Here is a 26378-nt window from a genome sequence, read left to right as displayed (position 1 = left end):
AATGAAAATATTAGCAAACGACGGAATTTCTGAAAGTGGAAAAGCTACTTTAGAAAATGCAGGATTTGAAGTAATAATAACCAAAGTTGCTCAAGAGCAATTAGAAAATTTTATTAATGAGGATGAAATTAACGTAATTATTATTAAAAATAACACCGAAATACATGCCGAATTAATTGACAACTGCCCTAGTTTAAAATTAATAGCAAACGCTGGTACCAATAACGATAATATTGATGTTATGTATGCCCAAGAATGTGGTGTACAAGTGGTAAATATTGCTGACGCTAGCGCCAATGCTATTGCCGAATTAGTTTTTGCACACTTGTTAGGGATGGCTCGTTTTTTACACCAAGCCAATAGAGAAATGCCTTTAGAAGGTGATATGAGTTTTAATGCTATGAAAAAACAGTTTTCTAACGGAACTGAATTACGCGGAAAAACTTTAGGGATTGTAGGTATGGATGCTGCCGGGCAGCAAGTAGCTAAACTTGCTTTAGGTGTAGGAATGAAAGTGGTTGCTTATGATGTAGACTACGATAATTCGATCATTATACCGATTGATTTTTTTAACGGGCAAAATATTGACATCGAAATTGATATGTTAAGTTCAGATGAGTTATTTAAAGAAGCGCATTTTATTAGCTTACATTTATCAGCACAAGAAAACCATCTAATTAGCACCAAAGAATTTGAACAGATGAAAGATGGTGTTGGTTTTATAAACGTAGCACAAGCAGGCTTAGTTGATGAAATAGCTTTAGTAAAAGCCATTGAAAGCGGTAAAGTTAAATATGCTGGTTTAGATACTTTTGAAAATCAACCAAAACCAGAAATTCAGCTATTAATGAATCCAAATTTGTCTTTAAGCCCTAATATTGCAGCTTACACTGTAGAAGCGCAACATAAAATTGGTACCGAGTTGGCTGATAAAATTATTAATTCTTTACAAGAATAAATTAAAGTATTAATGGCAACTGTAAAACCTTTTAAAGCGGTAAGAGCTACCAGAGATAAAGTAGCATTAGTTTCATCTAAATCGTATGAAATTTATCCTCCAGAAATGTTAAATGCTAAATTAGCTTTTAACCCTTATACATTTTTACATGTAATTAACCCTGGTTATAAATATCACAAACAAGATGTTACTGGTGAACAACGCTTTAAATTAGTGCACAATCGTTATTTAGAGTTTAAAGAAGATGGTATTTTTACAAAAGATAAAAATCCTGGATTTTATATTTATCAAAAAACAACACCAACAAACTCTTTTTGCGGAATTATAGCTGCCACCTCAGTAGAAGATTATCATAATAATACGATAAAAAAACACGAAGGTACTTTAAAAGAGCGCGAATTGTTATTTGAAAATTATTTAAAAAACACAGGTTTTAATGCTGAACCTGTACTTTTAACATACCCAGATAATAATGTAATTGAAACAATTATAAAAAAATATACAATTAACAGAGCTGAGTACGAATTTTCTACAACTGATAAAGACTCACATTTACTTTGGATTGTTGATAAAGAGAATGACATTACGCAAATATCCAATGCTTTTTCGCAAGTAAATACATTGTATATTGCTGATGGACATCACCGATCTACATCTTCATGTTTATTAGCCAAAAACTTAGCTAGTGAAAATTCGAAGCATACAGGTAATGAAAAATATAACTTTTTTATGAGTTATTTATTACCTGAAAGTCAATTAAGTATTTACGAGTTTAATCGATTTATAAAAGATTTGAATGGTTATACAACCGAAGAATTTTTAATAGAGTTAGATACTTTTTTTAGGATAGAAAACAGAGGGCAAGAGTTATACAAACCCAAAGAAAAACATCAATTTAGTATGTATTTAAATGGTGAATTTTATGCATTGCATTTGCGTAAATCTAGATATAAATTTACAGATGCCTTAAGTAAATTAGATGCACAAATTTTATATCAAACTATTTTAAATCCGATATTAGGAATCAAAGACATTAGAAATGCATCAAAAATTATGTATTCTCAAGATAAATCTGATAGTTTAGAGTTAAAAACAAAAGTAGATGCTGGTAATTTTGAAGTATCCTTCGGAATGTTACCAACCACCATACATGAACTAAAAGAAATTGTTGATGCCGATATGTTAATGCCACCAAAAACAACATATATCGAACCCAAATTAAGAAGCGCTTTAACTATTTATGAAATTTAATTAGAAATGACAGGAATTAAAGAAAATCTTCAAAAAATAAACACAACCATACCTAATAACGTAACTTTAGTTGCTGTTTCTAAAACCAAACCAATTGCTGATATTCAAGAAGCTTACGATGCAGGACAGCGTGTGTTTGGTGAAAATAAAATTCAAGAAATGGTTACCAAATACGATGCGCTACCAAAAGATATTAAATGGCATATGATTGGTCACTTACAGCGAAATAAAGTTAAATACATGGCACATTTTGTTGATTTAATTCATGGTGTTGATAGTTTTAAAACACTAAAAGAAATTAACAAACAAGCTAAAAAACATGATCGGGTAATCAATTGTTTATTACAAGCACGTATTGCCAAAGAAGAAACAAAATTTGGATTATCTTTTAACGCTATTGATGAAATTATTTCATCTGAAGAATTTGCTGAATTACAACACATAAATGTCGTAGGTTTTATGGGAATGGCTACATTTACTGACAACCAAGAACAATTACAAGAAGAATTTGTCTCTTTAGCTAACTTTTTTAGTGAAAATAAAGAAAAAAACTCAAAATTATCTATTCTTTCAATGGGTATGAGTGGTGATTATCAATTAGCTATAAAAAATGGTAGTAATATGGTTCGAATTGGTAGCGCTATTTTTGGAGTTCGAAATTATATTGTTTAGATTTACATTAATCAGCTAAAAAAAAAAGAATTGTACGCAGTTTTAGATATTGAAACAACAGGAGGTAAATTTAATGAAGAAGGAATTACTGAAATTGCTATTCATAAGTTTGATGGTCATCAAGTAGTTGACCAGTTTATCAGCTTAGTTAATCCTGAAAAAGAAATTCAAGAATTTGTTGTTAAACTAACCGGTATTAATAATAAAATGCTTCGCAATGCACCTAAATTTCATGAGGTTGCAAAACGAATTATTGAAATTACCGAAAATTGTATTATCATTGCTCATAATGCTAGTTTCGATTATCGCATTTTACGTACAGAATACAATCGTTTAGGTTACGATTTTAAAAGAAATACCCTTTGTACAGTAGCGCTTAGTAAAAAATTAATTCCTGAAGCTCCTTCACATAGTTTAGGTAAATTATGTAGATTTATTGGCATTCCAATGTCCGACAGGCATAGAGCAAACGGTGATGCTTTGGCAACAGTACAATTATTTAAATTACTATTAGAAAAAGATATTGAGAAAAGTATCATTCAGCAATCTATAAAATATACTGATAATAGACATGAAAAACAACTTTTTATAAAAATACTAGATCAATTACCAGAAAAACAAGGCGTATTTTATGTTCATAGCGAACAAGGAAATATTATTTTTATTGGTAGAGGTACAAATATAAAACAGGAAGTAAATAAGCTATTATTAAAAGACACTCCTAAAGCTCAAAAAATAATAAAACGTATTAACGAAATTACCTATGAAGAAACAGGTAATATACTTTTTACCAGGTTAAAATATCATTTAGAACTTGTAAAATTAAAACCAAAATTTAATGTTATTCGTAAACGTAAAAATTTAAATAAGAATTTTAATAATGATAATTTATTATTAATCGATAAAGGTAGAACGCCAGAAGAACATGCTGTTATTTTAATTGAAAATAACGTTGTTTTAGGGTACGCTTATACTAATTTGGCTTTTCAAGAAAATCAGTTGGCTATTTTAAAATCAATGCTTACACCTATTGAAAACCCTGATTTAGCTAAAATCATTATTAAAAACTATTTACTTAAAAATAAAGTAACAAAAATAGTACGATTACAAGTTGAAAATAATTTGTAATATTGTTATAATCACCTAAAAATCTTTCTTTTTGAAGAACGAACAAAAAAACTGGAAAGACAAACTTCATGAAATAATTTACGAAGCAGATACCCCAACAGGTAAGGTATTTGACATTGTAATATTAGTTTCAATACTAACCAGTATTTTATTGGTAATGTTAGAAAGTGTTGAGAGTATCAATAATAAATACGGAACATTTTTAAATATAGCTGAATGGATTATTACCATATTATTTACTATTGAATATTTTGCAAGAATTATATCCATAAAAAAACCATATAAATACATTTTTAGTTTTTACGGTATTATTGATTTCTTATCTACTATCCCTAAATACTTATTGCTATTTTTTGGTAGTTTCCATTCTTTAATTGCATTTAGAGCCTTACGACTAATGCGTATTTTTAGAATTTTAAAATTAGCACGTTTTATTGGAGAATCTAATAATTTTACTAGAGCATTGAAAGCTAGTAGAATTAAAATAGCCGTATTTTTATCTTTCGTTATCATACTTTGTTTAATCTTAGGTACTATTATGTATCTTATAGAAGGAAATGCTAATAGTGGGTTTACAAGCATACCTAGAAGTGTATATTGGGCAATAGTTACCCTTACTACTGTTGGTTATGGAGATATTGCTCCTGTTACTGCTTTTGGGCAATTAATTGCTTCTTTTATTATGATATTAGGTTATGGTATTATTGCCATCCCAACCGGAATTGTTTCGTCAGAAATGACAAAAACAAATAGTAATAGTTTACACACCAATACACAGGTTTGCCCAAATTGCGCTGCAGAGTTTCATAGAGATGAAGCAGAATTTTGTTATGAATGCGGACACCAATTAAATCCTTAAAATTGAGTAATTCAACTACCAAAAACACCTTAATTACCATTGTTGGCGCTACTGCCATTGGTAAAACAGCTCTAAGTATTAAATTAGCACAACATTTTAATTGTGATATTATTTCGTGTGATTCTCGTCAATTTTTTAAAGAAATGACCATCGGAACAGCGGTTCCTGAAACTGATGAATTGGCAGCTGCTCCTCATCATTTTATTCAAAACAAAAGTATCTTCGAAGAATACTCGGTTGGGCAATTTGAAAAAGATGTTTTAAAAAAATTAGACAACTTATTTTTAAAAAACCCAGTACAAATTATGGTTGGTGGCAGTGGTTTATATGTTGATGCTGTTTTAAAAGGATTGGATTATTTTCCTGAAGTTGATCCTTCAATAAGAGTTAGTCTTACTAAAGAATTAGAGAAAAACGGAATTGAACCGTTACAAAATAAATTGAAAGAATTAGATATTGAAACCTATAACTCAATTGCTATCGACAATCCGCATCGGGTAATGCGTGCCTTAGAAATTTGTATTGGCACAGGCAAAACATATACTTCTTTTAAAAACAAACCAAAAGCTCCTCGCAATTTTAAATCAATTAAAATTGGATTGACTGCCGATAGAGAAATAATGTACAATCGTATTAACCAACGTGTTGATATTATGATACAAAATGGTTTATTAAACGAAGTTAAAAACCTGTATGCAAACAAAAATCTTAATGCTTTAAAAACCGTTGGATATCGTGAACTTTTTGAATATTTTGATGGTAATTTTACGCAAGAGTTTGCCATTGAAGAAATTAAGAAAAACACCAGAAGGTTTGCTAAAAGACAAGGTACTTGGTTTCGAAAAGACACCTCAATTCATTGGTTTGACTATCAATCAGATGTAAACTCGATATTAACCGTTATCAACAATCAATTTTAACAAATTTTAAAACATTTAACTAACCCACTTTTTTATATTTGTGGAAAAACATTAAAAAATGAAGTCAAAAATTATATTTTTAGTTGTAATTCTTTTATCAACAATATCATTTGCTCAAACCAAATTAGGCACTGTAAATAGCGAGTTAATTATAAGTAAAATGCCTCAAATGAAAACTGTTTTACAAAGAATTGATACCTATAGTAAAAAATTAGATTCATCATTAAATATAAAATTTACAGATTACAAAAGCAAAGTAGAATCTTTTAAAGCTGAAGAAAAAATAATGACTGCTGATGATAAAAAAGTTAGAATTACTGAGCTTCAAAAAATAGAGCAAGAGATGGGAAAGTTTCGTAAAAACGGAACCGCTATGATGCAATTACGCCGGGATGAGTTTATGCGTCCGTTGTATAAAAAATTAAGTGAAGTTATTAGTGAAGTTGCAAAAGCAAATGGATATACACAAATTTTAACTACCGGAGGAAACGAGTTTGGTTATATCGATGAAAAATTTGATATTACTCAGTTAGTTTTAACTAAACTAGGAATAAAAGAGTAATTTCTTTGGATGAATTTTAAATCGAAAGATATACAATTACAATACAAAGGATTTTTACAAACACCTTTTCTATGGCATGGAAAAGGTGTTTTTGGTTTGCAACAATTTACAGAGTTATTGCCTACAAAAACATCTATCTTTAATCAGCACATTACTAAACTTCCTCGCTTAGGTAAATTAGTTGAACGTTTTGTTTCTTTTAGTTTATCAGAAGATAAAGCAATAAATATTTTAGCTGAAAACATTCAAATTCAGCAAAACAAAATTACTTTAGGTGAATTAGATTGTATTATTTTAAAAAATAAACAACCCATACATTTAGAAATTGTTTATAAATTTTATTTATATGATTCATCGGTAGGAAATACCGAAATAGAACATTGGATTGGTCCTAACAGAAAAGATTCTCTCATTGAAAAACTCACTAAATTAAAAGAAAAGCAACTTCCACTACTCTATTCTAAAGAGTGTAAAGAATATATTTCACAAATTAATTTATCTCCAAAAAAAATTGAACAACAGGTTTATTTTAAAACCCAATTATTTGTTCCATTAACTCAATTTGGCAAGCAGTTTTCAACTATTAATAACAATTGTATAATTGGTTTTTATATTTATCAAAATGAATTAGCTCAATTTTCTGATTGTAAGTTTTTCATCCCAACAAAACACCATTGGTTAACTCAGCCACATGCTAATGTTAATTGGTTAAATTTTAATGATTTTATAACAAAATCTAGCGATTTTTTAATTGAAAAAAGAGCGCCCTTATGTTGGATTAAAAAAAATAACGGAGAAATATTTAAATTTTTTATTGTTTGGTGGGATTCTTGATAAGACTATAAAAAATAATTATGAAAACATTAAAACTCTTAGTATTCTCTCTTGTATTCTTTTTCTCTTTTTTTTCTTGTGTAAAAGATGAAGATAACACTCCATCGTGTATTGATTTTGATACGACATCACAAGACTATAGTGTTATAGAAGCTGCGATTTATACAAGTGAAATTATTGAATTCGAAATAGCGAACGTTTGTCCATATAAAATAAAAGTTACCGATATAAAAATTGAAGGTAATAATTCAAACGAATTTACTATTCAAAAATTACCAGTAGGTACTTACTTAACAGGAAAAAAAGTAAATTTCAATATTGTTTTTTCACCAAAAAGTTTAGGCGAAAAAAAAGCAGTATTAACAATTTTTCATGAATTTGGTTCTATTGTAATCCATTTATCTGGAACAGGTATTTAATTTACGAACCTTTTCTGGCAACTGTTTTTACCGACCTTTTTCTAGAAGTAATAAAATATACACCAATTAATAAAATTACAGAAGCTATTATTGATTGTTTGGTTAGCTGTTCATCCAACAAACTCCAACCTAAAAACAAGGCTATAATAGGATTTACATAAGCTGATGTTGCTACTTTTTCGGGCGAAACTGATTTTAATAAATAATTAAAAGCTGTAAAAGCTACAATACCACCAAAAACAATTAAAAACAACATAGCCCCCTGTGTTTTAAGTTCCCAATTTAAAGGAGAAATCCAAGTTTCTTTAAAAATCAAGCTTGAAATTGCTAAAATAAATCCAGCAATTAACATTTGATATCCAGTTGCTATCAAATAATTTTTGGGTAAATCTGCTTTCGATACAAAAACACTTCCGTAACTCCAACTTAACACACAAGTTAAAATCATAAAAATACCTAAAACGCCCCCCTCTGAGGTTGTAATTTCTTTCTGACTCACTAATAAATACATTCCTAGTAACCCCAATAAAACCCCAATAATTGACTTTTTTTGTAATCTTTTTCCGTCAATCAACCGCAATAAAAAGAGTACAAATAATGGCTGTGTTGATGCTAATAATGCAGCAAAACCAGTATCAACATATTTCAAAGCCCAAACAAAAACTCCATTTCCGTATACTAAAAATAAAAAACCTGCAATTGCCGAATTTATCAACTGATTTTTAGTAATTCCAATAGGTAATTTTAACAATTTAGCAATTATCATAATCAATCCGCCTGCAATTAAAAATCGAATCGATGCTAAAAACAAAGGCGATAATTCAGTTACTGCAATCTTGTTAAACAAATACGTTGATCCCCAGATAATATATATTGAAAAAAATGCAGAGATGATTAACAATTTTGAATTTTTCATGTTTATTTATTTTATTGTTAAAAATACAATATTGTTTTTAGTTTTACTCAAAAAAAAATCGTCTAAAAGATAACTAATAGACGATTCTTATATTAAAAATACTTTCCTATAATTTAACAAATAATTTTTGTGCTACTAACTCAGATGATGCAGGGTTTTGTCCAGTAATTAAATTACCATCCTCAACTACGTGAGGTTCCCAATCTGAGCCTCTTGTAAAAAATCCTCCGTTAGCTTTTAACATATCTTCTACTAAAAAAGGAACCACTTCAGTTAACTTTACTGCAGCTTCTTCTGAATTTGTAAACCCTGTTACTTTTTTACCATTTACTAATGGTTTTCCATCAGTTCCTTTGGTATTTTTAAATATCGCTGGGGCATGACAAACTGCTGCCACTGGCTTATTATTCTTATAAAAAGACTCAATTAAAGCTATAGAATTTTCATCTTCTGATAAATCCCATAAAGGACCATGACCGCCTGGATAAAAAACAGCATCGTAATCCGCTTCATTTACCTCAGCTAATTTTAATGTTTTTGCTAAAACAGCTTGTGTTTCTTTATCATTATCAAAACGTTTTGTAGCCTCAGTTGCTGCGTTTTCTGCTGCACTATTCGGATCAATTGGTGGCTGCCCTCCTTTTGGAGATGCTAATGTAATTTCTACACCTTTATCTTTTAAAGAGTAATATGGTGCTGCAAATTCTTCAATCCAGAAACCTGTTTTATGCCCTGTATCACCTAAATCTTCATGAGAAGTTAACACAAATAAAACTTTTTTTATTTTAACTTCTTTTTCTGTAGTGTTACCAACTTTATTAACTTCTTTTTTATTTCCGCAAGATGCAAATAAAGTAATTGCAAAAAATGCTGTTATAGTTTTTTTCATTTTATGATATTTATAATTTACAACAAAATTACTACAAGTATTAAGTGTAAAAATTGATGTATGATAAGAAATTTATAATTCCGAAAATTCTATAATTTTATGAGAAAGAATTATGGATGTTTCTGGTTTTAACTCCACTATATTTTTCATAGCTGTAGCTATTATTTCAGCTTTTATACTTCTATATTTTTTAAAGCGTCCAATTAAAAGCGGGTTCATAAAATTGGCTATAAAATTACCAATATCTTCTCCTAACCTACTTTCTTGTCGATTTCCTTTTATTAAAGACGGACGTAAAATGTAAGTGTGTTTTATTTTCTGTTCTAAAACTGAGGCTTCCATTTCTCCTTTGGTTTTATTATAAAACACATTACTTTTTGAGTTTGCCCCCATGGCTGAAACAACAGTAAAAACTTCTACTCCGTTCGCTTTTGCTAATTTTGCGGCAGTAACAGGAATACCATAATCTATCGATTTATAAACAGCCTTATCCTTGGTTTTTTTTGCAGTTGTACCAATACAACAGAATACTTCATCAGCAATAAAATCGGTTGTAAACTGATCTAAAAGAAGTAAATCAACTATAAATTCTTTAATTTTTGGTGATTGATTACCTGTTGATCTTCTCGTAAAAACTTTAATCGTTTTATAATTATCGTCTTTTATCAACTTATTTAACAACAAACTTCCTGTTAAACCTGTTGCTCCTAATACAATTGCTGTTTTCATAAAATTATTTTGCTATTTCTTTTCTTATTCTACTTAAACTTTCTGTTGTAATTCCTAAGAAAGAAGCAATATGGTAATTTTTTACGTGCTGCTCTATATTTGGATACGTTTCTATAAAACTCAGATACCGTTCTTTTGCTGATTGAGATAAGTTAGCTAAAATTCTCTTTTGAAAACTTACAAAAGAACGTTCCATTTTCTTTCTAAAAAAACGCTCTATTTTAGGTATTTGATTATAAGTATTTTCTATATTTTTCTTTGATACTCGTAGTAAAACAGCTTCTTCTATACATTCAATCGTTAACACCGATTTTGTTTCAGAAAAGTAGCCTATATAATCACTAATCCACCAATCGTTAACCGCAAATTGTACCGTATGTTCTTTTCCTTTTTCATCAATAAAAAATGCTCGTAAACAACCACTTAAAACATAATATTGATATTTTACATCTTCATTACTTCTTAAAATAGTGTCTCCTTTTTTAAAAGTCACCTTCGTAAAACTTTCTTGAATACTTTCTATTTCTTCATTTGAAATTTCTAAGCCTTTAAAAACTATTAATAATTCTTTTTTCATTATTTGTAAAATTAAACTAAAAAATCACCAATATTGGTGATTTTTATTATTTATTAATATGTTTTATAACACTACAAAAGTGTTTCTAAATAATGATTATCAATAGCATACATTTCTTTTAAACCTGATATTTTATCATCAATTTTAGAAATGTCATTCTTTTTACTTGATTTACTCGCCACCAACATTACATTTTTACGTGTATGTTCGTTACTTATAAATTCAAACACTTTCGTGTTATAGTTACTCTTCTCTAAAATAAGTGCACGAATGGTATCAGTTACCATTTCAAACTGACGCTCTTTAAAAATTCCGTATTTTAAAAGCGGACTCTCCTGTTCTTTTCCTTTTACTTGCTGACGAATTTGTTTATGACAACACGGTGCACAAATAATTAACTCCGCTTTGGCTGATAAACCTTTGTAAATAGCATCGTCTGTTGCGGTATCACAAGCATGTAATGCTATTAGAATATCTATTTTAGTATTGTCATATTCTTGAATTCGCTGTGCGACAAATGATAAATTTTTAAAATCAGATTTCCTTGCAATATCATTACAATAATTTACCAATTCTTCACGTAATTCAATTCCAGTAACTGTAGCACTGTATTTTTTAGTGTTTACTAAATAATCGTACAAAGCAAATGTTAAATAACCTTTACCCGACCCCATATCAACTATATTAATATGCTTTGGTAATTTTGTAGATTTTAATAAACCTTCAATAATTTCGAGGTATTTATTAATTTGACGGTATTTGTCCGCCATTTTATGAATAACCTTCCCTTCTTTATCGGTAATTCCTAAGTGATGTAAATAACTACCTGCTTCTGCTAAACGTTCTTTAGGTTTGTCATGTGTTACAGGTAATTTATTTTTAAAACTTGCTGCATTTAATTTGTAAGAAACCTTTTTCTTTTTTGATATAAAAATCAACAAATCATTTGCTAAAGTAAATAAAGTAGCCGCTCTAAAATTATCCATCAATAAGATTTCTAATTCTGATATTGCCTCAGAAATGGAGTAATTTTTAACCTTATCATTAGTAGTATAATGATAAGTAAATTGAAACATTTCTGCACCTTTTATTTCTACCAAACGTACATAAACATTTGGCAAGCCATCGCTTTTTTTAATCGGTTTACTTAACGTAAGTTTTACAAAATTTGCATCTAAAACACTTTTACGTAAAGTATCATTTAATTGTTGAAAATCATTCATACTGCAAAAATACCATAAAAAGTAAAATCGATAGCAAACAAAATTGTTTTACTATCGATTTTTTAGTTTTAATTACGTTCTTTTAAAACTTTCTCTATATCTTCAAGTTTAAATCCTTTTGCTTTTAAAAGAATTACAATGTGATAAAATAAATCGGCTGCTTCGTTTTTAAATAAATCATCATTATCATCCTTAGCTTCAATAACTAATTCAACCGCTTCTTCTCCTACTTTTTGCGCTACTTTATTAATCCCTCTTTTATATAATTTATTGGTATATGAAGTTTCGTTATCAGTGTCTATACGCTCGCTAACAATTCGCTCTAACTCGTATAAAAAACCTTTTGGAGTTTCTTCTGCAAAGCAAGACGTAGTTCCTTTATGACATGTTGGTCCTTTTGGAGTAGCTTTTATTAAAATAGTATCATTATCACAATCGATTTTGATATCATTCACTTCTAAAAAATTCCCTGATTCTTCTCCTTTTGTCCATAATCTATTTTTACTTCTACTGTAAAAAGTAACACGGTTTTCAGCCTTTGTTTTTTCAAAAGCCTCTTCATTCATATAACCTAACATTAACACTTGTAACGTGGTATTATTTTGAATGACAACTGGTACTAATCCGTTTGATTTATTAAAATCTATTTTCATCGTACAGGTATGTTTTTTGTTTTTAAATAATTTTTTAATTGCGGAACAGGAATTTCACCAAAATGAAAAATACTTGCTGCCAATCCCGCGCTTGCCTCTGTTTTTGTAAAAACGTCTGCAAAATGTTCTTCTTTACCTGCTCCGCCTGATGCTATAACAGGAATATTTATATTTTTACTTACTGAATTTGTAATATCTAAAGAAAATCCGGCTTTTGTACCGTCACTATTCATTGAGGTTAATAAGATTTCTCCTGCGCCTAATTTTTCTACTTCTTTTGCCCAACTTACGGTTTCTAAATCAGTTTCAAAAGTTCCTCCTTTGGTAAAAACTTTCCATTGATTATCTATCAACTTCGTATCAATAGCAACAACAACAAACTGACTTCCGAAACGGTTTTTTAAATCAGTAATTAACTGCGGATTTTTAACTGCCGATGAATTGATACTTACTTTATCTGCCCCTGCTTTAATTAAAGCTAAAGCATCATCAACAGTACTAATTCCACCACCTACAGTAAACGGAATATTAATTTCCTGTGCTACTTTTTCAACTAAATCAACTAATGTTTTTCTGTTTTCAAGTGTTGCTGTAATATCTAAAAACACCAATTCATCAGCGCCATCTTTAACATATTGCTTTGCCAATGCTATTGGATCACCAGCATCAATAATATCAACAAAATTAACACCTTTTACAGTTCGTCCGTTTTTAATATCTAAACACGGAATAATTCTTTTTTTTAACATAGTTGCTGTAATTCTTTTAAAGTGATATTACCTTCGTAAATAGCTTTTCCTAAAATAGTTCCTTCACAACCAATTTCTTTTAACTTTATTAAATCATCTATTGAAGCTACGCCACCACTTGCTATTAAGTTTACACCACTTTTAGCTAAGATTTCTTGATATAGCGCTACAGATGCTCCTTGTAACATTCCGTCTTTAGCAACATCTGTACAAATAGTAGTTTTTACACCTAAAACTTCATATTCTTTAATAAAATCAACAACATCAACTTGCGATGTTTCTAACCAACCGTGAGTTGCAATTTTACGATTGATACAATCGGCTCCTAAAATAATTTTACTGCTTCCGTATTGTGTTAACCATCCTTTAAAAATTTCTGGATTTTTAACAGCAATACTTCCTCCTGTAATTTGGTTTGCTCCATTTTCAAAAGCGATACGCAAATCATCATCAGACTTTAATCCTCCTCCAAAATCAATTTTTAAATTTGTTTTTGAAGCGATTTGTTCTAATACTTTATAATTTACAATGTGTTGTGATTTTGCACCATCTAAATCAACCAAGTGTAAATATTCAATTCCGTTGTCTTCAAATTCTTTTGCTACTTCAACAGGATTTTCATTATATATTTTTTTGGTACTATAATCTCCCTTTGTTAAACGTACGCATTTTCCTTCAATAATATCTATAGCGGGTATAATTCTCATTTTTTTTAGTTTAAAAGTTAACAGTTACTTGATTATAACTTTAAAAAATTTAGTAGTAATTTTTCTCCAACACTTGCTGATTTTTCAGGATGAAATTGCATTGCATAAAAATTGTCTTTTTGCATAATTGTGCTAAAAGGTTTGATATAATTGCAAATAGCTACTGTGTTTTGGCAAATTTCGGCATAATAACCGTGAACATAATACACATCTTCATCTGTAGTAATAGTATCTACTATTTTTGATGGTTTTAGTTCAGAAAAATTATTCCATCCCATGTGAGGCACTTTTTCTAAAGGCGGAAATTGTTTTGTTTCCGTATCAAAAATACCCAAACACTTGGTGTTTCCTTCTTCGGATGACGTACACATTAATTGTAACCCCAAACAGATACCTAAAACTGGCTGTTTTAAAGAAACTAAAAGTTCGTCTAATTTACGCTCTCTTAAATATGCCATTGCCGAGCTTGCTTCTCCAACTCCAGGGAAAATAACCTTAGTCGCTTTTCTAATTTCCTCTGGATTATCAGTAATTATACTTTCATATCCTAAACGCGTAATTGCGTTTTGAACAGAGCGAATATTACCAGCATTGTATTTTATAATTGCAATCATATGTTAATTATGAATTATGAATTTTCAATTACAGTTAGTTCGCAATTTTTAATTCGTAATTATATTTCTTTTATATTTTCATCTTTCTGAACTTGTTTCAGAATCACATTGTTTTAATAACCTGTTATGAGAACCTGAAATAAATTCAGGTTGACAACTAACCTTTATAACATGCCTTTTGTTGATGGTAAAAACATCTTGTTAGCATCGCGTTTTACCGCCATTTTCATCGCTTTTGCAAAGGCTTTAAAAATACCTTCGATTTTGTGGTGTTCGTTTTTTCCTTCAGCTTTAATATTTAAGTTACATTTTGCGCCATCTGTAAATGATTTAAACAAGTGAAAAAACATTTCGGTTGGCATATCGCCTATTTTTTCTCTATTAAAATCTGCTTCCCATTCTAACCAATTTCTTCCACCAAAATCAACTGCTACTTGTGCTAAACAATCATCCATTGGCAAACAAAACCCATAACGCTCAATACCTAATTTATTACCTAATGTTTTATTAAATAATTCACCTAAAGCAATCATGGTATCTTCAATAGTGTGGTGCTCATCAACCTCTAAATCACCAGTAACTTTTATGGTTAAATCCATCGCTCCGTGACGACCAATTTGATCTAACATGTGATCAAAAAACTTTAAGCCAGTGTCAATATCATTATTACCCGAACCATCTAAATTTAATTTGATATAAATTTGTGTTTCGTTAGTATTTCTTGTGATTTCGGCAACTCTATCTTGTAATTTTAAAAACTCGTAAATAGTTTTCCAATCGGTAGATGTTAATGCAATCGAATTGAATATTTCTTGTTTAGCTGCTTCAATTTCATCTGCGCCTAAATATGGATTTTCTGATAAGTAAATTCCTTTTGCGCCTAAGTTTTTAGCCAATTCCATATCTGTAATTCTATCACCCAATACAAATGAATTTTCTAAATCGTATTCTTCAGAAAAATATTGTGTTAACAAACCTGTTCTTGGTTTACGTGTTGGCGCATTTTCTTCCGGAAAACTTCTATCAATAAATACTTCAGTAAATTCTACACCTTCTTTTTTAAAGGCATCCATAATTTTATTTTGTGCTGGCCAAAAGGTATCTTCAGGAAAAGAATCAGTTCCTAAACCATCTTGATTGGTAACCATTACCAATTCAAAATCTAATTCCGACGCAATTTTTGCCATGTATTGGAATACTTTTGGGTAAAATTCTAGCTTTTCTAAACTATCCAATTGATAATCTACTGGCGGTTCTAATACCAAAGTTCCATCTCTATCTATAAATAATACTTTTTTCATGTTTTTATTTTTAATCTCGTTCGTCAACCTGAATTTATTTCAGGTTCTCATTTCTATGTTTTTTTACTTGATGAGATTCCGAAATAAATTCGGAATGACGCTCAGAATATTATAGCTTTTTAAGCTAATGATTTTAATGCTTTGATTAATTGTGTGTTTTCTTCGGTACTACCAACTGTAATTCGTAAACAATTATTTACTAAACTATTTCGATTACGAGTTATAATTTTGTGTGCTACTAATTTATTGTAAATATCTGTTGCGTTAGTTACTTCTATCAAAATAAAATTCGCATCCGAAGGATATATTTTTTGAACCAATTCAAGATTTTGAAAAGCTTTTATTAATACCTTTTTTTCATTCAAAATGATATTTTTATTTTCTTCAAAAACAGATAAGTTATCAAGAGATTCAATTACTTGTTCTTGATTTAAAGTACTTACATTATAAGGTGGCTTTACTTTATTATACAAATTGATAATTGCAGAATTTGCATACGCAGCACCAACTCTAACGCCTGCCAATCCCCAAGCTTTACTAAAAGTTTGACTTATAATTAAGTTTGGATACTCGTTTAACTTTGTTATAAAAGATGCTTTTGAGCTAAAATCGATATAAGCTTCATCAATTATTACAATTCCGTTAAAATTTTCAAGTATATAAATAATGTCTTCGTCATCAAAACAGTTTCCAGTTGGATTATTTGGAGAACAAACAAAAATAATTTTTACATCCTCCATATCTAAATATGGCTGTAATTGATTTAAGTTTATTTGAAAATCATTCAACAACGGCTGCTTAATTAATTCAATATCATTAATATTTGCCGAAACATCGTACATTCCGTAGGTTGGCGAAAAAGTTAAGGCTTTATCTTTTCCAGGTTCACAAAAAATTCTGAATGCTAAATCAATAACTTCATCACTTCCATTACCTATAAAAATCTGATTGTTTTCAACTTTTTTAATTGCTGATAATCGTTGTTTTATTTTTAATTGCTGTGGATCAGGATAACGGTTTAAAGTTCCGAACGGATTTTCATTTGCATCTAAATACACCTCTGCAGTTCCTTTAAACTCATCTCTTGCCGATGAATACGCTTGTAACTTTTGAATGTTAGCGCGAACTAATTTATTTAAATTAAACATTTTTGATTGCTTTTAAACGAACTGAAACTGCATTTTTGTGAGCCTGTAAACCTTCAGCTTCTGCCATTAATTCGATAGTTTTACCAATATTTTGAATACCTTCTTTCGAAATTTTTTGATACGTAATACTTTTTGTAAAACTATCTAAATTTACACCCGAATATGCTTTTGCAAATCCGTTTGTTGGCAAGGTATGATTTGTACCTGAAGCATAATCTCCAGCACTTTCGGGCGTGTAATTACCTATAAAAACTGAACCTGCATTTTCTATTTTATCAAGAAAATAATCATCATTTCTTGTTGAAATAATTAAGTGCTCTGGTGCATAATCATTTACAAAATCAAGAACTTCGTTTGCTTCTTTTATTAAAATTGCTTTCGCATTTACTAAAGCTTTTTTAGTAATCTCTTTTCTTGATAAATTTTCTAATTGTAAGTTAATTTCTTCATCAACTTTACTCATGAAATCTATTGAGTCAGAAACTAAAATTACTTGACTATCAGCTCCGTGTTCTGCTTGACTTAATAAATCTGAAGCTACAAAAGTTGGATTTGCAGATTCATCTGCCAATACTAATAATTCACTAGGGCCTGCTGGCATATCAATAGCAACGCCGTATTTTGTTGCCAATTGTTTAGCTACAGTTACATATTGATTTCCAGGTCCAAATATTTTTGAAACTTTCGGAATTGTTTCTGTACCAAAAGTTAATCCTGCAATAGCTTGTATTCCTCCAACTTTATAAACTTTAGTCACACCACACAAAGTTGCTGCATATAAAATAGCTGGATTTATTGATCCGTTTTTATCAGGAGGAGAGCACAATACAATCTCTTTACAACCTGCAATTTTTGCAGGAGTTGCCAACATTAACACAGTAGAAAATAACGGCGCTGATCCTCCAGGAATATATAAACCTACTTTTTGAATCGCTCTTTTTTGTTGCCAACATAAAACTCCATTGGTAGTTTCTACAACTACTTTTTCAGTTTTTTGAGCGGCATGAAAAGCTTCAATATTATTTTTTGCTTGTTGAATTGCTTCTTTTAATGATTCTGAAACTAATTTCTCAGCATTTTGGAATTCTTCACTAGTAACTTCAGTTGATTTTAAATCAACTTTATCAAAAAGAGAAGTATATTTATTTACAGCAAGATCTCCTTCATTTTTAATTTCATTAAAAATTTCACTTACAGTTCCTTCAATATCTGCAACAGATTTTGTTGGTCTTTGTAATAACGATTGCCAATTATTCTTATTTAATTCTACTGCTTTCATATGCTTTTTTTTAAACTACCATTTTTTCAATTGGGCAAACTAAAATTCCTTCTGCTCCGTTACTTTTTAACTCATCAATAATTTCCCAAAATTCGTTTTTATTGATTACTGTGTGTACAGAACTCCACCCTTCTTCTGCTAATGGTAATACAGTTGGGCTACGCATACCTGGCAATAAGTTTAAAATATCTTTAAGTTTATCATTCGGAGCGTTTAACAATACATACTTTGATTGTCTTCCTTTTAAAACAGATTGAATTCTGAACTGTAATCTGTCTAAAATCACTTTTTGTTCTGTTGCTAATTTTGGAGCTACAGCTAAAACCGCTTCTGATTTTAAGATAACTTCAACCTCTTTTAAGTTGTTTTTAAATAACGTTGAACCACTTGATACAATATCACAAATCCCGTCTGCTAAACCAATATTTGGAGCAATTTCTACAGATCCATTAATAATGTGTAATTGTGAAGTTATATTATTTGCTGATAAAAAACTCTGAACTGTATTTGGGTATGAGGTTGCTATTTTTTTACCTTGAAAATACGATAACCCAGTATATTCTTCTTCCTTAGGAATAGCTAAAGATACTTTACAACCAGAAAAACCTAATTTTTCAACAAACTGAATACCATCTCCTTTTTCTATCAATAAATTTTCACCTACAATAGCAGCATCAATAACTCCATCTTTTAAATACTGAGGAATATCACCATTTCGTAGATAAAACACTTCTAGCGGAAAATTACTCGCTGCTGCTTTTAATTGGTCTTTTCCATTATCAATTGAAATTCCACATTCTTTTAAAATTTGTAGAGAATCTTTATTTAATCTTCCTGATTTTTGAATTGCAATTCTTAATTTACTCATTTTGTTTATTTATTAATTTTATTTGAGTAAACCTTTTAAGTAAATATATTTTCTCTTTTTGAAAAAATAAAAAACCCGTTTGATTTACTCAAACGGGTTTAAAATATATGTTGGTTTTATTCAATACATCTTCAGTTCGCTTGAGTGCAAATATGATGGTAATGATGATGTAATTGATTAAATGTCATGTTATGTCTTTTAACGTTGCAAATATGGCACATAAATTTTATATAATAAAATTTATATAGTAAAATTTATATTTTTTTTATAATGCAACCAATAAATCATATAAACTATCCTCCTTTTCTAAACCCATTTTTTTCTTTATACGATATCTTGTTGTTTCTACACTTCGTGGTGAAACATTTATCAACTGAGCAACCTCTTTACTTTTTAAATTAGAAACTATATAGGTGCAATGTTTTAGATCATTAACTGATAGATTGGGGGCTATATTCTTTAGCTTATTAAAAAAATCTGGTCTTATTTTTTCAAATTGAACTTTAAAATCTTGCCATAACTCTTCTTCTGAAATTAAACTTAATAATTTTTTGTTTACAGAAATTAGATAACTCGAAGCATCTTTATTACTTTCAATATCGTCAGTTATTTTTCTAATCGCGTCATTATACGTCGATATTTTTAAAACTCTAGAAAATAACGCTTGTTCATTTAAATTCAAAAGTGATTCAATTTCTGTTTTCTTATCTACTAAATCATCATTTTTAGTTTTTAGATCGGCTATCAATTCCTTTAACTCAAAATTTAAAGTTTTTATCCGTCTATTTTTATTACGATTTTTTCTAATCAATGAAATAAGAAAGATCGTTAATATTATGAAAAGAATAAGAGTAATGGTACTTACAATCAATTTAAGTTTTTGATTATTAATTATAAGTCTCTGATTTTCTTTTAATTCGCTTTCTAACTCTAATTCATGAACAAAAGATTCTTTTATTTCTTTTTCATTAAAAACAATAGTTTTTTTTAAATTTTCATTTACCTGCTTGTATTTTTTTATTGCTGCTAAATACTCCCCTTTACTCTCATAATATTTTGCATACAAAGAATTAATTAAACTAAGAAGCTCACTATTATTTACTAACGTATATTTTTCTGCTTTTTTTAAATTTTTTAAAGCTTCTTCATTCTTTTTAAGCTTAAAATTACTATGAGCAATATAGTAGTACATTTTACCTACCCCGTCAACTCTTTTTCCGTCTTTTACAATTAATTTAAAAAAATTTTTACCGTAACCTATGGATTCTTCCCACTTATGTCTTTTCCTTGCATTAATCGTTAAGTTATAATAGGTGTCTATTAACTGTGATAAATTACTTACTTTTTTATAACTTTCAATTGCCTTTTTATAATATTTTGCAACTTTATTATAATCTTCATTTCTTAACGAAAAAACAACCCCTCTAGAGTTGTATATTGATCCTTTTAAAAACACATCATTTGTTTTTTCTGCTAACTCAAATGATTTTATAAATAAATCCTCTGCTTTTTTTAACCTTTTTAATTCTAGATTATTTACTCCTTTTAAATATAGAATTTTGCTATTAATTGAATCTTCTTTTATAGTAAACCTATTAAGCCTTATGATAGTTAATATACTGTCTAAAAACTGGGCATTTTCTTCATTTTGAAATGTATAAAACCCTTTTACAATTATATTTTTATATTCTTTTTTTGAAATAATACTTTGTTGTTGTCCTATTACATTTATAGAAAACAACATAAAAACAATACTTAAAAACGCTATTACTTTTTTAGAAAAAACATTACTCATATACTTCACCTGTACTACACAATACACTTACATTGAAATTAAAACCTATTTACAATTAAATTAATATTTTAAATATACGTCAAATATACTACATATAATAAAAAAAATGATTTCAAACGTTTAAAACAAAAACCATAAACAAAACTAAAAAAATTAATTAAAAGGTATTATTTAAAATAATGAAGTTCCTTTTGACTTAAAAACCAAAACATAAAAAACAAACATAAAAACATGAAAAACAAAAAGTTAATTAATTTATTTACATTTTTTAAAACTATGTAGTACAGTACACATCAGTTTAATTGCTAAATGAAAAATACTTTAATTTTATTAATTTATGTAAATAAAAATACACCTCAAAATTACTACAGATCAATTAAGCACTCATCATTCACATATATTTGTCCCGAAGTTATTGATTACCCATATAATAACATCATTAATTAATCCCCCAATTAATTAAAACACCTTTTATTGATTACCCCCTTAATTAATAAAAGTAATTTAAAAACTACCAAAAACTATATTCCCCTATATGTTATGGTAGTTTTTTCTTTCCATAAACAAACAAAATTAAGTTTATTTACTTTTTGTTAGTATTTAAAAATAGTGAAATAAAACATGCTCTTTTTAGCTTTGAAATAAAAACTACTAGAACTCTTTAAAAACCATTAATTTACACGTAAAATATTATTGTTTTATAAAACAACTTAAAATATAAACGTCAAGATTCATCCATATTTCATTATGGGAATTTTAACTATTACAGAATAATTTTTTAACCAAAAAAACCACCTAAAAAGGTGGTTTTAAATTATTGTATAATTATAAACTTATGCTTTAAATGTAATTTTACGCATACGTAAACTTTCTGGTGTTACTTCTAAGTACTCATCTGCTTTAATATACTCCATACATTCTTCTAATGAAAAATCTATTTTCGGAGCAATTTTCATAGCGTCATCAGTTCCTGATTTTCGCATATTTGTTAACTGCTTTCCTTTTACTAAATTCACAGCCATATCATCAGCTTTACTGTTTTCACCGATAACTTGACCAATGTAAATTTCTTGGTTAATATCGATAAAAAACTTACCTCTATCTTGTAAACGATCTAAAGCATAAGCTGTAGCTTTACCTGCTGCTGCAGATACAATAGCACCTTTTGTTTCTTCAGTAAAATCTCCTTTATAAGGGCCGTATTCAGAAAAACGGTGATTTATAATAGCCTGCCCCGAAGTAGCTGTTAATATTTTATTTCTTAATCCAATTAATCCACGAGAAGGGATTGTAAACTCTAAGTGTTGTAAATCTCCTTTAGGCTCCATTACCATTAAATCTCCTTTACGTAAAGAAACTAAGTTTACTGCTTTAGAGGCAACATCTTCTGGTACATCGATAGACAATGTTTCCATTGGTTCGTGTTTTTTACCATCAATTTCTTTAATAATTACTTGCGGACGACCTACTTGTAATTCATATCCTTCACGACGCATTGTTTCAATCAATACGGATAAGTGTAATACTCCACGACCATAAACATTAAATTTATCTTCAGAATCTGTAGTTTCAACTTTTAATGCTAAATTCTTTTCTAATTCTTTAAATAAACGATCACGTAAATGACGAGAAGTAACAAATTTACCTTCTTTACCAAAGAAAGGTGAATTGTTAATTGTAAACAACATACTCATTGTAGGTTGGTCAATTTCTGTTCTTGGTAATGCTTCTGGGTTTTCTAAATCGGCAATTGTATCTCCAATCTCAAATCCTTCGATACCTGTAATAGCACAAATATCTCCACAAGGAACTTTATTTACTTGAACCTTACCCATTCCTTCGAATACGTGTAGTTCTTTAATTCTTACTTTTTTAGTAGATCCATCTGCTTTACATAGCATGTAATCTTTACCAGCTTCTAAATCTCCTCTAAAAACACGTCCGATAGCAATTCTTCCTGTAAAAGAAGAAAAATCTAACGACGTAATTTGCATCTGTGGAGTTCCTTCGTTGTATTTAGTTTCTGGAATAGATTCTAATACAGCATCTAATAAAGGTACAATATTATCTGTTTCATTTTGCCAGTCAGTACTCATCCAGTTGTTCTTTGCAGAACCATAGATTGTTGTAAAATCTAACTGCTCTTCAGTAGCTTCTAAAGCAAACATTAAATCGAAAACTTTTTCATGAACAATATCAGGAGTACAGTTTTCTTTATCAACTTTGTTTACTACTACGATTGGAGTTAATCCTAATTCTAAGGCTTTTCCTAATACAAAACGAGTTTGCGGCATCGGCCCTTCAAATGCATCAACTAACAATAAAACACCATCAGCCATTTTTAATACACGCTCTACTTCTCCACCAAAATCGGCGTGACCAGGTGTATCAATTACATTGATTTTTGTATTCTTATAATTTACAGATACGTTTTTAGAAAGAATTGTTATTCCTCTTTCACGCTCTAAATCATTATTATCTAACAATAAATCAGTACGTTCTTTACGTTCGTCTAAAACTTTTGCTTGATCTATAATCTTATCTACCAAGGTAGTTTTACCGTGATCAACGTGTGCTATAATAGCGATGTTTCTAATTGGTTGCATTCTTGCTCGTTTTTGAAGCTGCAAAAGTAGTGTTTTATAAATGAATACTATAAGTGATAATGAATTATTTTCATTCTTCTAACACTTGGTCATCTTCCCTGAAGGCACTTGGCAAAATATCTGGAATTAATTTTATTAATAAAGGCAATAATAAAGCACCTCCTGGCAACATAAAGACTGCAAAAGCAGGAATAGCTTTGCATATATCTAAGGTTTGAGTTTTTACTTTATTTTTTTCTTCATCAGACAAGCTGGTAGTAATTGATTTTTTTATTAAAAAAATCAATTCTTTACTTTCTTGAAGTTCTTTTGCTAATCGTTTTTTATTTTTTTGAATAGCTTCCTTTATTTCATCAACCGTATTCATTATAATTTACGGCGCTTTCTTTCTATTTTTAGTAAATTAAGCTCTCTTGATGTTTGTCCTGCTACCGAAGTATTTTCTTCTGCTCTACGAATTAAGTATGGCATTACATCTCGTACAGGTCCAAAAGGTACATATTTAGCAACATTATATCCTTCTTTTGCTAAATTAAAACTAATATGATCGCTCATTCCATATAATTGTCCAAACCACATACGGTTATCATTACTAGCAATTTTATATTCTTTTGCTAAATTCATTAATAAAAATGAACTTTCTTCATTATGAGTTCCTGCAAATATTGCCATATTTTTATGCTCCATCATAAAACGTATAGCCTCATTATAATTATCGTCAGTAGCTTGTTTATCTTTACATATTGGCGATTTATATCCTTTTTCTTCTGCACGTTCTCGCTCTTTTTCCATATAAGCTCCACGTACCACTTTCATACCAATATGATATCCTTTTTGATGTGCTTTTTGATGTAAACTTCGTAAATAATCCATACGATCATGACGATACATTTGTAATGTGTTAAATACAATAGCTTTTTCTTTATTGTAAATCTCCATCAATTCTTCAATTAAATCATCTGCAGCATCTTGCATCCAACTTTCTTCAGCATCAATTAATAAAGGCACGTTCTTTTTTACCGCCGCTTTACATACTGTATGAAAACGAGCTACCACCCTTTCCCATTCTACTTTTTCTTCATCGGTATGTACTTCTCCTTCTGTTAATTTTTGATATAGTGAAAAACGTCCGAAACCTGTTGGTTTAAAAACTGCATAAGGAATTGATTTTTTTTCTTCAGCAAAATCAATTGTTTTTAAGGTCATTTTTAAAGCATCATCAAAGCTTTCTTCCTCTTCTTTACCTTCAACTGAATAATCTAAAACACTATATACACTACCTTTAGTGTGCATTTTTTCAATAACTGGTAAACAGTCATTTTCTGTTACTCCGCCACAAAAGTGATCAAAAACAGTAGAACGAATTAATCCTTCAACCGGCAAATGTGCTTTTAATGCAAAATTAGTCACTGCGGTACCTATACGAACCATAGGTTGATTTTGTATCATTTTAAATAAAAAGTAAGCGCGCTCTAATTCTGAATCAGATTTTAATTGAAAAGCAGTTTCGGTGTTGTTAAAAAGTGTCATTATCGAAGTCTATATATATGTTTGATTTCTATTACAAATATAAATGACCCTTATGATATATTTTAATTTTTTCTATTTATTTTCGCTTTAAATTTTAGATTGAAATGACTTCTATTCAAGCAGCAACATATCCTATTCATTTTAATGAAAAAGCATATTTAGAATTAGCAAATTTAATTCGACATAACAATTACTCATCTATCTTTATTTTGGTTGATGATAATACACTTACACATTGTTATCCTCGATTTATGTCTTTACTAGATACCAACAAAACCATCGAGGTTATTCAAATTGATGCTGGTGAAATTCATAAAAATATTGAAACTTGCGTAGGGGTTTGGAATGTTTTAACAGAACTGGGTGCTGATAGAAAAAGTTTACTAATAACCTTAGGTGGTGGTGTTATTACTGATTTAGGTGGTTTTGTTGCCGCTACCTTTAAACGTGGGATTGATTTTATTAACGTACCAACTACGTTATTAAGTATGGTTGACGCTTCTGTTGGTGGTAAAACCGGAATTGATTTAGGTGTTTTAAAAAATCAAATTGGGTTGTTTGCAAACCCTATAATGATTGTTTTAGATCCTGAATATTTACATACGCTTTCTGCTCGTGAAATTAGATCAGGTACTGCCGAAATTATTAAATATGGTATGACACATGACGTTAAGTTGTTTAATGAAATTAAGGGTAATGCTAGTTTAAATATTATTGATTTAATTCATCGTTCTATCGAAATAAAAAACGAAGTTGTTTTAAAGGATCCTAAAGAGCAAAATATTCGTAAAGTTTTAAATTGGGGGCATACTATTGGCCATGGTGTGGAATCTTACTTTTTAGAAAATCCTGAAAAAGAAAATTTAACACATGGTGAAGCTATTGCTATTGGGATAGTTTGTGAAACTTTTCTTTCTTCTAAAATATTAGATTTCCCTTCAGATAAACTTCAGGAAGTTAAAAAAGCTATTATTGCTATTTATGGTAAAATTGATATTAAAAAAGAAGATTTTTCTTCAATCATCGAATTAATGAAGCATGATAAGAAAAATATTGGTGGTGAAATAAATTTTGTTTTGTTAAGTGATTATGAAAATTTTGAACTTAACTGCAAGGTTTCAAATCAACTAATTAAGGACAGTTTAAACTATTATAAGTCATAATAAAAAAGAGCAACTAATTAGTTGCTCT

At 29.3% G+C, this 26378-nt stretch carries 27 protein-coding genes; 10 read left to right on the top strand and 17 right to left on the bottom strand.

All coding sequences use genetic code 11. The annotated features are described in order from the left end of the window. Position 1: 1 nt before the first annotated feature. The 9 genes from BA195_RS13550 to BA195_RS13510 are packed head-to-tail and all read left to right on the top strand — an operon-like array spanning position 2 to position 7603. Positions 2–958 (top strand): NAD(P)-dependent oxidoreductase, encoded by a 957-nt coding sequence (locus BA195_RS13550; RefSeq protein ID WP_068706366.1) that lies wholly within the window; start codon positions 2–4, stop codon positions 956–958. Positions 959–970: 12 nt separating this feature from the next. Continuing rightward, positions 971–2209, top strand: a complete 1239-nt coding sequence (locus BA195_RS13545) for a DUF1015 domain-containing protein (protein ID WP_068706364.1) — start codon at positions 971–973, stop codon at positions 2207–2209. A gap of 6 nt (positions 2210–2215) precedes the next feature. Then, the gene (locus BA195_RS13540) at positions 2216–2881 is read left to right on the top strand and encodes a YggS family pyridoxal phosphate-dependent enzyme (protein ID WP_068706362.1); all 666 of its coding nucleotides are present in this window, start codon (positions 2216–2218) and stop codon (positions 2879–2881) included. Between the two features lie 30 nt (positions 2882–2911). Further along, positions 2912–4009: an exonuclease domain-containing protein gene (locus BA195_RS13535; RefSeq protein WP_068706360.1), complete on the top strand. Its 1098-nt coding sequence runs from the start codon at positions 2912–2914 to the stop codon at positions 4007–4009. A gap of 31 nt (positions 4010–4040) precedes the next feature. Then, positions 4041–4868 (top strand): ion transporter, encoded by an 828-nt coding sequence (locus BA195_RS13530; protein WP_068706358.1) that lies wholly within the window; start codon positions 4041–4043, stop codon positions 4866–4868. Positions 4869–4870: 2 nt separating this feature from the next. Then, the gene (gene miaA / locus BA195_RS13525; RefSeq protein WP_245662362.1) at positions 4871–5788 is read left to right on the top strand and encodes a tRNA (adenosine(37)-N6)-dimethylallyltransferase MiaA; all 918 of its coding nucleotides are present in this window, start codon (positions 4871–4873) and stop codon (positions 5786–5788) included. Between the two features lie 58 nt (positions 5789–5846). Then, positions 5847–6350 carry an OmpH/Skp family outer membrane protein gene (locus BA195_RS13520; protein WP_068706354.1) on the top strand — a complete coding sequence of 168 codons (504 nt, stop codon included), beginning with the start codon at positions 5847–5849 and terminating at the stop codon, positions 6348–6350. Positions 6351–6359: 9 nt separating this feature from the next. Then, positions 6360–7184 (top strand): DUF1853 family protein, encoded by an 825-nt coding sequence (locus tag BA195_RS13515; protein ID WP_068706352.1) that lies wholly within the window; start codon positions 6360–6362, stop codon positions 7182–7184. Between the two features lie 20 nt (positions 7185–7204). Continuing rightward, on the top strand, positions 7205–7603 hold the full coding sequence (locus BA195_RS13510; RefSeq protein ID WP_068706350.1) for a hypothetical protein: 399 nt from the start codon (positions 7205–7207) through the stop codon (positions 7601–7603). A 1-nt stretch (position 7604) separates the two neighbouring features. Here the strand turns inward: BA195_RS13510 and BA195_RS13505 are convergent, their stop codons facing one another. The 17 genes from BA195_RS13505 to BA195_RS13425 all read right to left on the bottom strand — a co-directional run bounded on the left by BA195_RS13505 (position 7605) and on the right by BA195_RS13425 (position 25187). Further along, positions 7605–8519, bottom strand: a complete 915-nt coding sequence (locus BA195_RS13505; protein WP_068706348.1) for an EamA family transporter — start codon at positions 8517–8519, stop codon at positions 7605–7607. Positions 8520–8625: 106 nt separating this feature from the next. After that, positions 8626–9408, bottom strand: coding sequence for a type 1 glutamine amidotransferase domain-containing protein (locus BA195_RS13500; RefSeq protein WP_068706346.1), 783 nt, complete (start codon positions 9406–9408; stop codon positions 8626–8628). A gap of 72 nt (positions 9409–9480) precedes the next feature. After that, a complete protein-coding gene (locus BA195_RS13495; protein ID WP_068706344.1) occupies positions 9481–10137 on the bottom strand; it encodes an NAD(P)H-binding protein in 657 nt (218 codons plus the stop codon). A 4-nt stretch (positions 10138–10141) separates the two neighbouring features. Next, the gene (locus BA195_RS13490) at positions 10142–10714 is read right to left on the bottom strand and encodes a Crp/Fnr family transcriptional regulator (RefSeq protein ID WP_068706342.1); all 573 of its coding nucleotides are present in this window, start codon (positions 10712–10714) and stop codon (positions 10142–10144) included. A gap of 71 nt (positions 10715–10785) precedes the next feature. After that, positions 10786–11937 (bottom strand): class I SAM-dependent methyltransferase, encoded by a 1152-nt coding sequence (locus BA195_RS13485; protein ID WP_068706341.1) that lies wholly within the window; start codon positions 11935–11937, stop codon positions 10786–10788. A gap of 68 nt (positions 11938–12005) precedes the next feature. Beyond that, positions 12006–12590 (bottom strand): bifunctional phosphoribosyl-AMP cyclohydrolase/phosphoribosyl-ATP diphosphatase HisIE, encoded by a 585-nt coding sequence (gene hisIE / locus BA195_RS13480; protein ID WP_068706339.1) that lies wholly within the window; start codon positions 12588–12590, stop codon positions 12006–12008. Beyond that, entirely contained in the window at positions 12587–13339 is a 753-nt protein-coding gene (gene hisF / locus BA195_RS13475; RefSeq protein ID WP_068706337.1) for an imidazole glycerol phosphate synthase subunit HisF, read from the bottom strand. Before hisF ends, hisIE begins: the two co-directional genes overlap by 4 nt. Continuing rightward, positions 13333–14046 (bottom strand): 1-(5-phosphoribosyl)-5-[(5-phosphoribosylamino)methylideneamino]imidazole-4-carboxamide isomerase, encoded by a 714-nt coding sequence (gene hisA, locus BA195_RS13470; RefSeq protein ID WP_068706335.1) that lies wholly within the window; start codon positions 14044–14046, stop codon positions 13333–13335. Before hisA ends, hisF begins: the two co-directional genes overlap by 7 nt. Positions 14047–14078: 32 nt before the next feature. Further along, entirely contained in the window at positions 14079–14660 is a 582-nt protein-coding gene (gene hisH, locus BA195_RS13465; RefSeq protein ID WP_068706333.1) for an imidazole glycerol phosphate synthase subunit HisH, read from the bottom strand. 164 nt (positions 14661–14824) lie between these two features. Continuing rightward, positions 14825–15961: a bifunctional histidinol-phosphatase/imidazoleglycerol-phosphate dehydratase HisB gene (hisB, locus tag BA195_RS13460; RefSeq protein ID WP_068706331.1), complete on the bottom strand. Its 1137-nt coding sequence runs from the start codon at positions 15959–15961 to the stop codon at positions 14825–14827. A gap of 119 nt (positions 15962–16080) precedes the next feature. After that, the gene (gene hisC / locus BA195_RS13455) at positions 16081–17109 is read right to left on the bottom strand and encodes a histidinol-phosphate transaminase (protein ID WP_068706329.1); all 1029 of its coding nucleotides are present in this window, start codon (positions 17107–17109) and stop codon (positions 16081–16083) included. After that, positions 17102–18388 carry a histidinol dehydrogenase gene (gene hisD / locus BA195_RS13450; RefSeq protein WP_068706327.1) on the bottom strand — a complete coding sequence of 429 codons (1287 nt, stop codon included), beginning with the start codon at positions 18386–18388 and terminating at the stop codon, positions 17102–17104. The genes hisC and hisD overlap by 8 nt, the downstream gene beginning before the upstream one ends. Positions 18389–18398: 10 nt before the next feature. Further along, on the bottom strand, positions 18399–19256 hold the full coding sequence (hisG, locus tag BA195_RS13445) for an ATP phosphoribosyltransferase (protein ID WP_068706325.1): 858 nt from the start codon (positions 19254–19256) through the stop codon (positions 18399–18401). Positions 19257–19521: 265 nt separating this feature from the next. Further along, positions 19522–21051 (bottom strand): tetratricopeptide repeat protein, encoded by a 1530-nt coding sequence (locus BA195_RS13440; protein ID WP_068706323.1) that lies wholly within the window; start codon positions 21049–21051, stop codon positions 19522–19524. Between the two features lie 833 nt (positions 21052–21884). Then, the gene (gene typA / locus BA195_RS13435; protein ID WP_068706321.1) at positions 21885–23657 is read right to left on the bottom strand and encodes a translational GTPase TypA; all 1773 of its coding nucleotides are present in this window, start codon (positions 23655–23657) and stop codon (positions 21885–21887) included. 70 nt (positions 23658–23727) lie between these two features. Further along, on the bottom strand, positions 23728–24024 hold the full coding sequence (locus tag BA195_RS13430; protein ID WP_068706319.1) for an LETM1 domain-containing protein: 297 nt from the start codon (positions 24022–24024) through the stop codon (positions 23728–23730). Next, positions 24024–25187 carry a proline dehydrogenase family protein gene (locus BA195_RS13425; protein WP_068706317.1) on the bottom strand — a complete coding sequence of 388 codons (1164 nt, stop codon included), beginning with the start codon at positions 25185–25187 and terminating at the stop codon, positions 24024–24026. Before BA195_RS13425 ends, BA195_RS13430 begins: the two co-directional genes overlap by 1 nt. 104 nt (positions 25188–25291) lie before the next feature. Between BA195_RS13425 and aroB the strand changes: the two genes are divergently transcribed. Further along, entirely contained in the window at positions 25292–26350 is a 1059-nt protein-coding gene (gene aroB / locus BA195_RS13420) for a 3-dehydroquinate synthase (RefSeq protein WP_068706315.1), read from the top strand. Positions 26351–26378: the final 28 nt, after the last annotated feature.

The sequence above is a fragment of the Tenacibaculum soleae genome (assembly GCF_001693415.1).
Taxonomy (GTDB): domain Bacteria; phylum Bacteroidota; class Bacteroidia; order Flavobacteriales; family Flavobacteriaceae; genus Polaribacter; species Polaribacter soleae.
This window is presented reverse-complemented; position numbering and strand designations above follow the sequence as displayed.

Excerpts from the sequence above, each read along its gene's own strand:
- BA195_RS13550 (WP_068706366.1), top strand. The coding sequence starts at position 2 with ATGAAAATATTAGCAAACGACGGAATTTCTGAAAGTGGAAAAGCTACT.
- BA195_RS13545 (WP_068706364.1), top strand. The coding sequence starts at position 971 with ATGGCAACTGTAAAACCTTTTAAAGCGGTAAGAGCTACCAGAGATAAA.
- BA195_RS13540 (WP_068706362.1), top strand. The coding sequence starts at position 2,216 with ATGACAGGAATTAAAGAAAATCTTCAAAAAATAAACACAACCATACCT.
- BA195_RS13520 (WP_068706354.1), top strand. The coding sequence starts at position 5,847 with ATGAAGTCAAAAATTATATTTTTAGTTGTAATTCTTTTATCAACAATA.
- BA195_RS13515 (WP_068706352.1), top strand. The coding sequence starts at position 6,360 with ATGAATTTTAAATCGAAAGATATACAATTACAATACAAAGGATTTTTA.
- BA195_RS13510 (WP_068706350.1), top strand. The coding sequence starts at position 7,205 with ATGAAAACATTAAAACTCTTAGTATTCTCTCTTGTATTCTTTTTCTCT.
- BA195_RS13505 (WP_068706348.1), bottom strand. The coding sequence starts at position 8,519 with ATGAAAAATTCAAAATTGTTAATCATCTCTGCATTTTTTTCAATATAT.
- BA195_RS13500 (WP_068706346.1), bottom strand. The coding sequence starts at position 9,408 with ATGAAAAAAACTATAACAGCATTTTTTGCAATTACTTTATTTGCATCT.
- BA195_RS13495 (WP_068706344.1), bottom strand. The coding sequence starts at position 10,137 with ATGAAAACAGCAATTGTATTAGGAGCAACAGGTTTAACAGGAAGTTTG.
- BA195_RS13490 (WP_068706342.1), bottom strand. The coding sequence starts at position 10,714 with ATGAAAAAAGAATTATTAATAGTTTTTAAAGGCTTAGAAATTTCAAAT.
- BA195_RS13485 (WP_068706341.1), bottom strand. The coding sequence starts at position 11,937 with ATGAATGATTTTCAACAATTAAATGATACTTTACGTAAAAGTGTTTTA.
- hisIE (WP_068706339.1), bottom strand. The coding sequence starts at position 12,590 with ATGAAAATAGATTTTAATAAATCAAACGGATTAGTACCAGTTGTCATT.
- hisF (WP_068706337.1), bottom strand. The coding sequence starts at position 13,339 with ATGTTAAAAAAAAGAATTATTCCGTGTTTAGATATTAAAAACGGACGA.
- hisA (WP_068706335.1), bottom strand. The coding sequence starts at position 14,046 with ATGAGAATTATACCCGCTATAGATATTATTGAAGGAAAATGCGTACGT.
- hisH (WP_068706333.1), bottom strand. The coding sequence starts at position 14,660 with ATGATTGCAATTATAAAATACAATGCTGGTAATATTCGCTCTGTTCAA.
- hisB (WP_068706331.1), bottom strand. The coding sequence starts at position 15,961 with ATGAAAAAAGTATTATTTATAGATAGAGATGGAACTTTGGTATTAGAA.
- hisC (WP_068706329.1), bottom strand. The coding sequence starts at position 17,109 with ATGTTTAATTTAAATAAATTAGTTCGCGCTAACATTCAAAAGTTACAA.
- hisD (WP_068706327.1), bottom strand. The coding sequence starts at position 18,388 with ATGAAAGCAGTAGAATTAAATAAGAATAATTGGCAATCGTTATTACAA.
- hisG (WP_068706325.1), bottom strand. The coding sequence starts at position 19,256 with ATGAGTAAATTAAGAATTGCAATTCAAAAATCAGGAAGATTAAATAAA.
- BA195_RS13440 (WP_068706323.1), bottom strand. The coding sequence starts at position 21,051 with ATGAGTAATGTTTTTTCTAAAAAAGTAATAGCGTTTTTAAGTATTGTT.
- typA (WP_068706321.1), bottom strand. The coding sequence starts at position 23,657 with ATGCAACCAATTAGAAACATCGCTATTATAGCACACGTTGATCACGGT.
- BA195_RS13430 (WP_068706319.1), bottom strand. The coding sequence starts at position 24,024 with ATGAATACGGTTGATGAAATAAAGGAAGCTATTCAAAAAAATAAAAAA.
- BA195_RS13425 (WP_068706317.1), bottom strand. The coding sequence starts at position 25,187 with ATGACACTTTTTAACAACACCGAAACTGCTTTTCAATTAAAATCTGAT.
- aroB (WP_068706315.1), top strand. The coding sequence starts at position 25,292 with ATGACTTCTATTCAAGCAGCAACATATCCTATTCATTTTAATGAAAAA.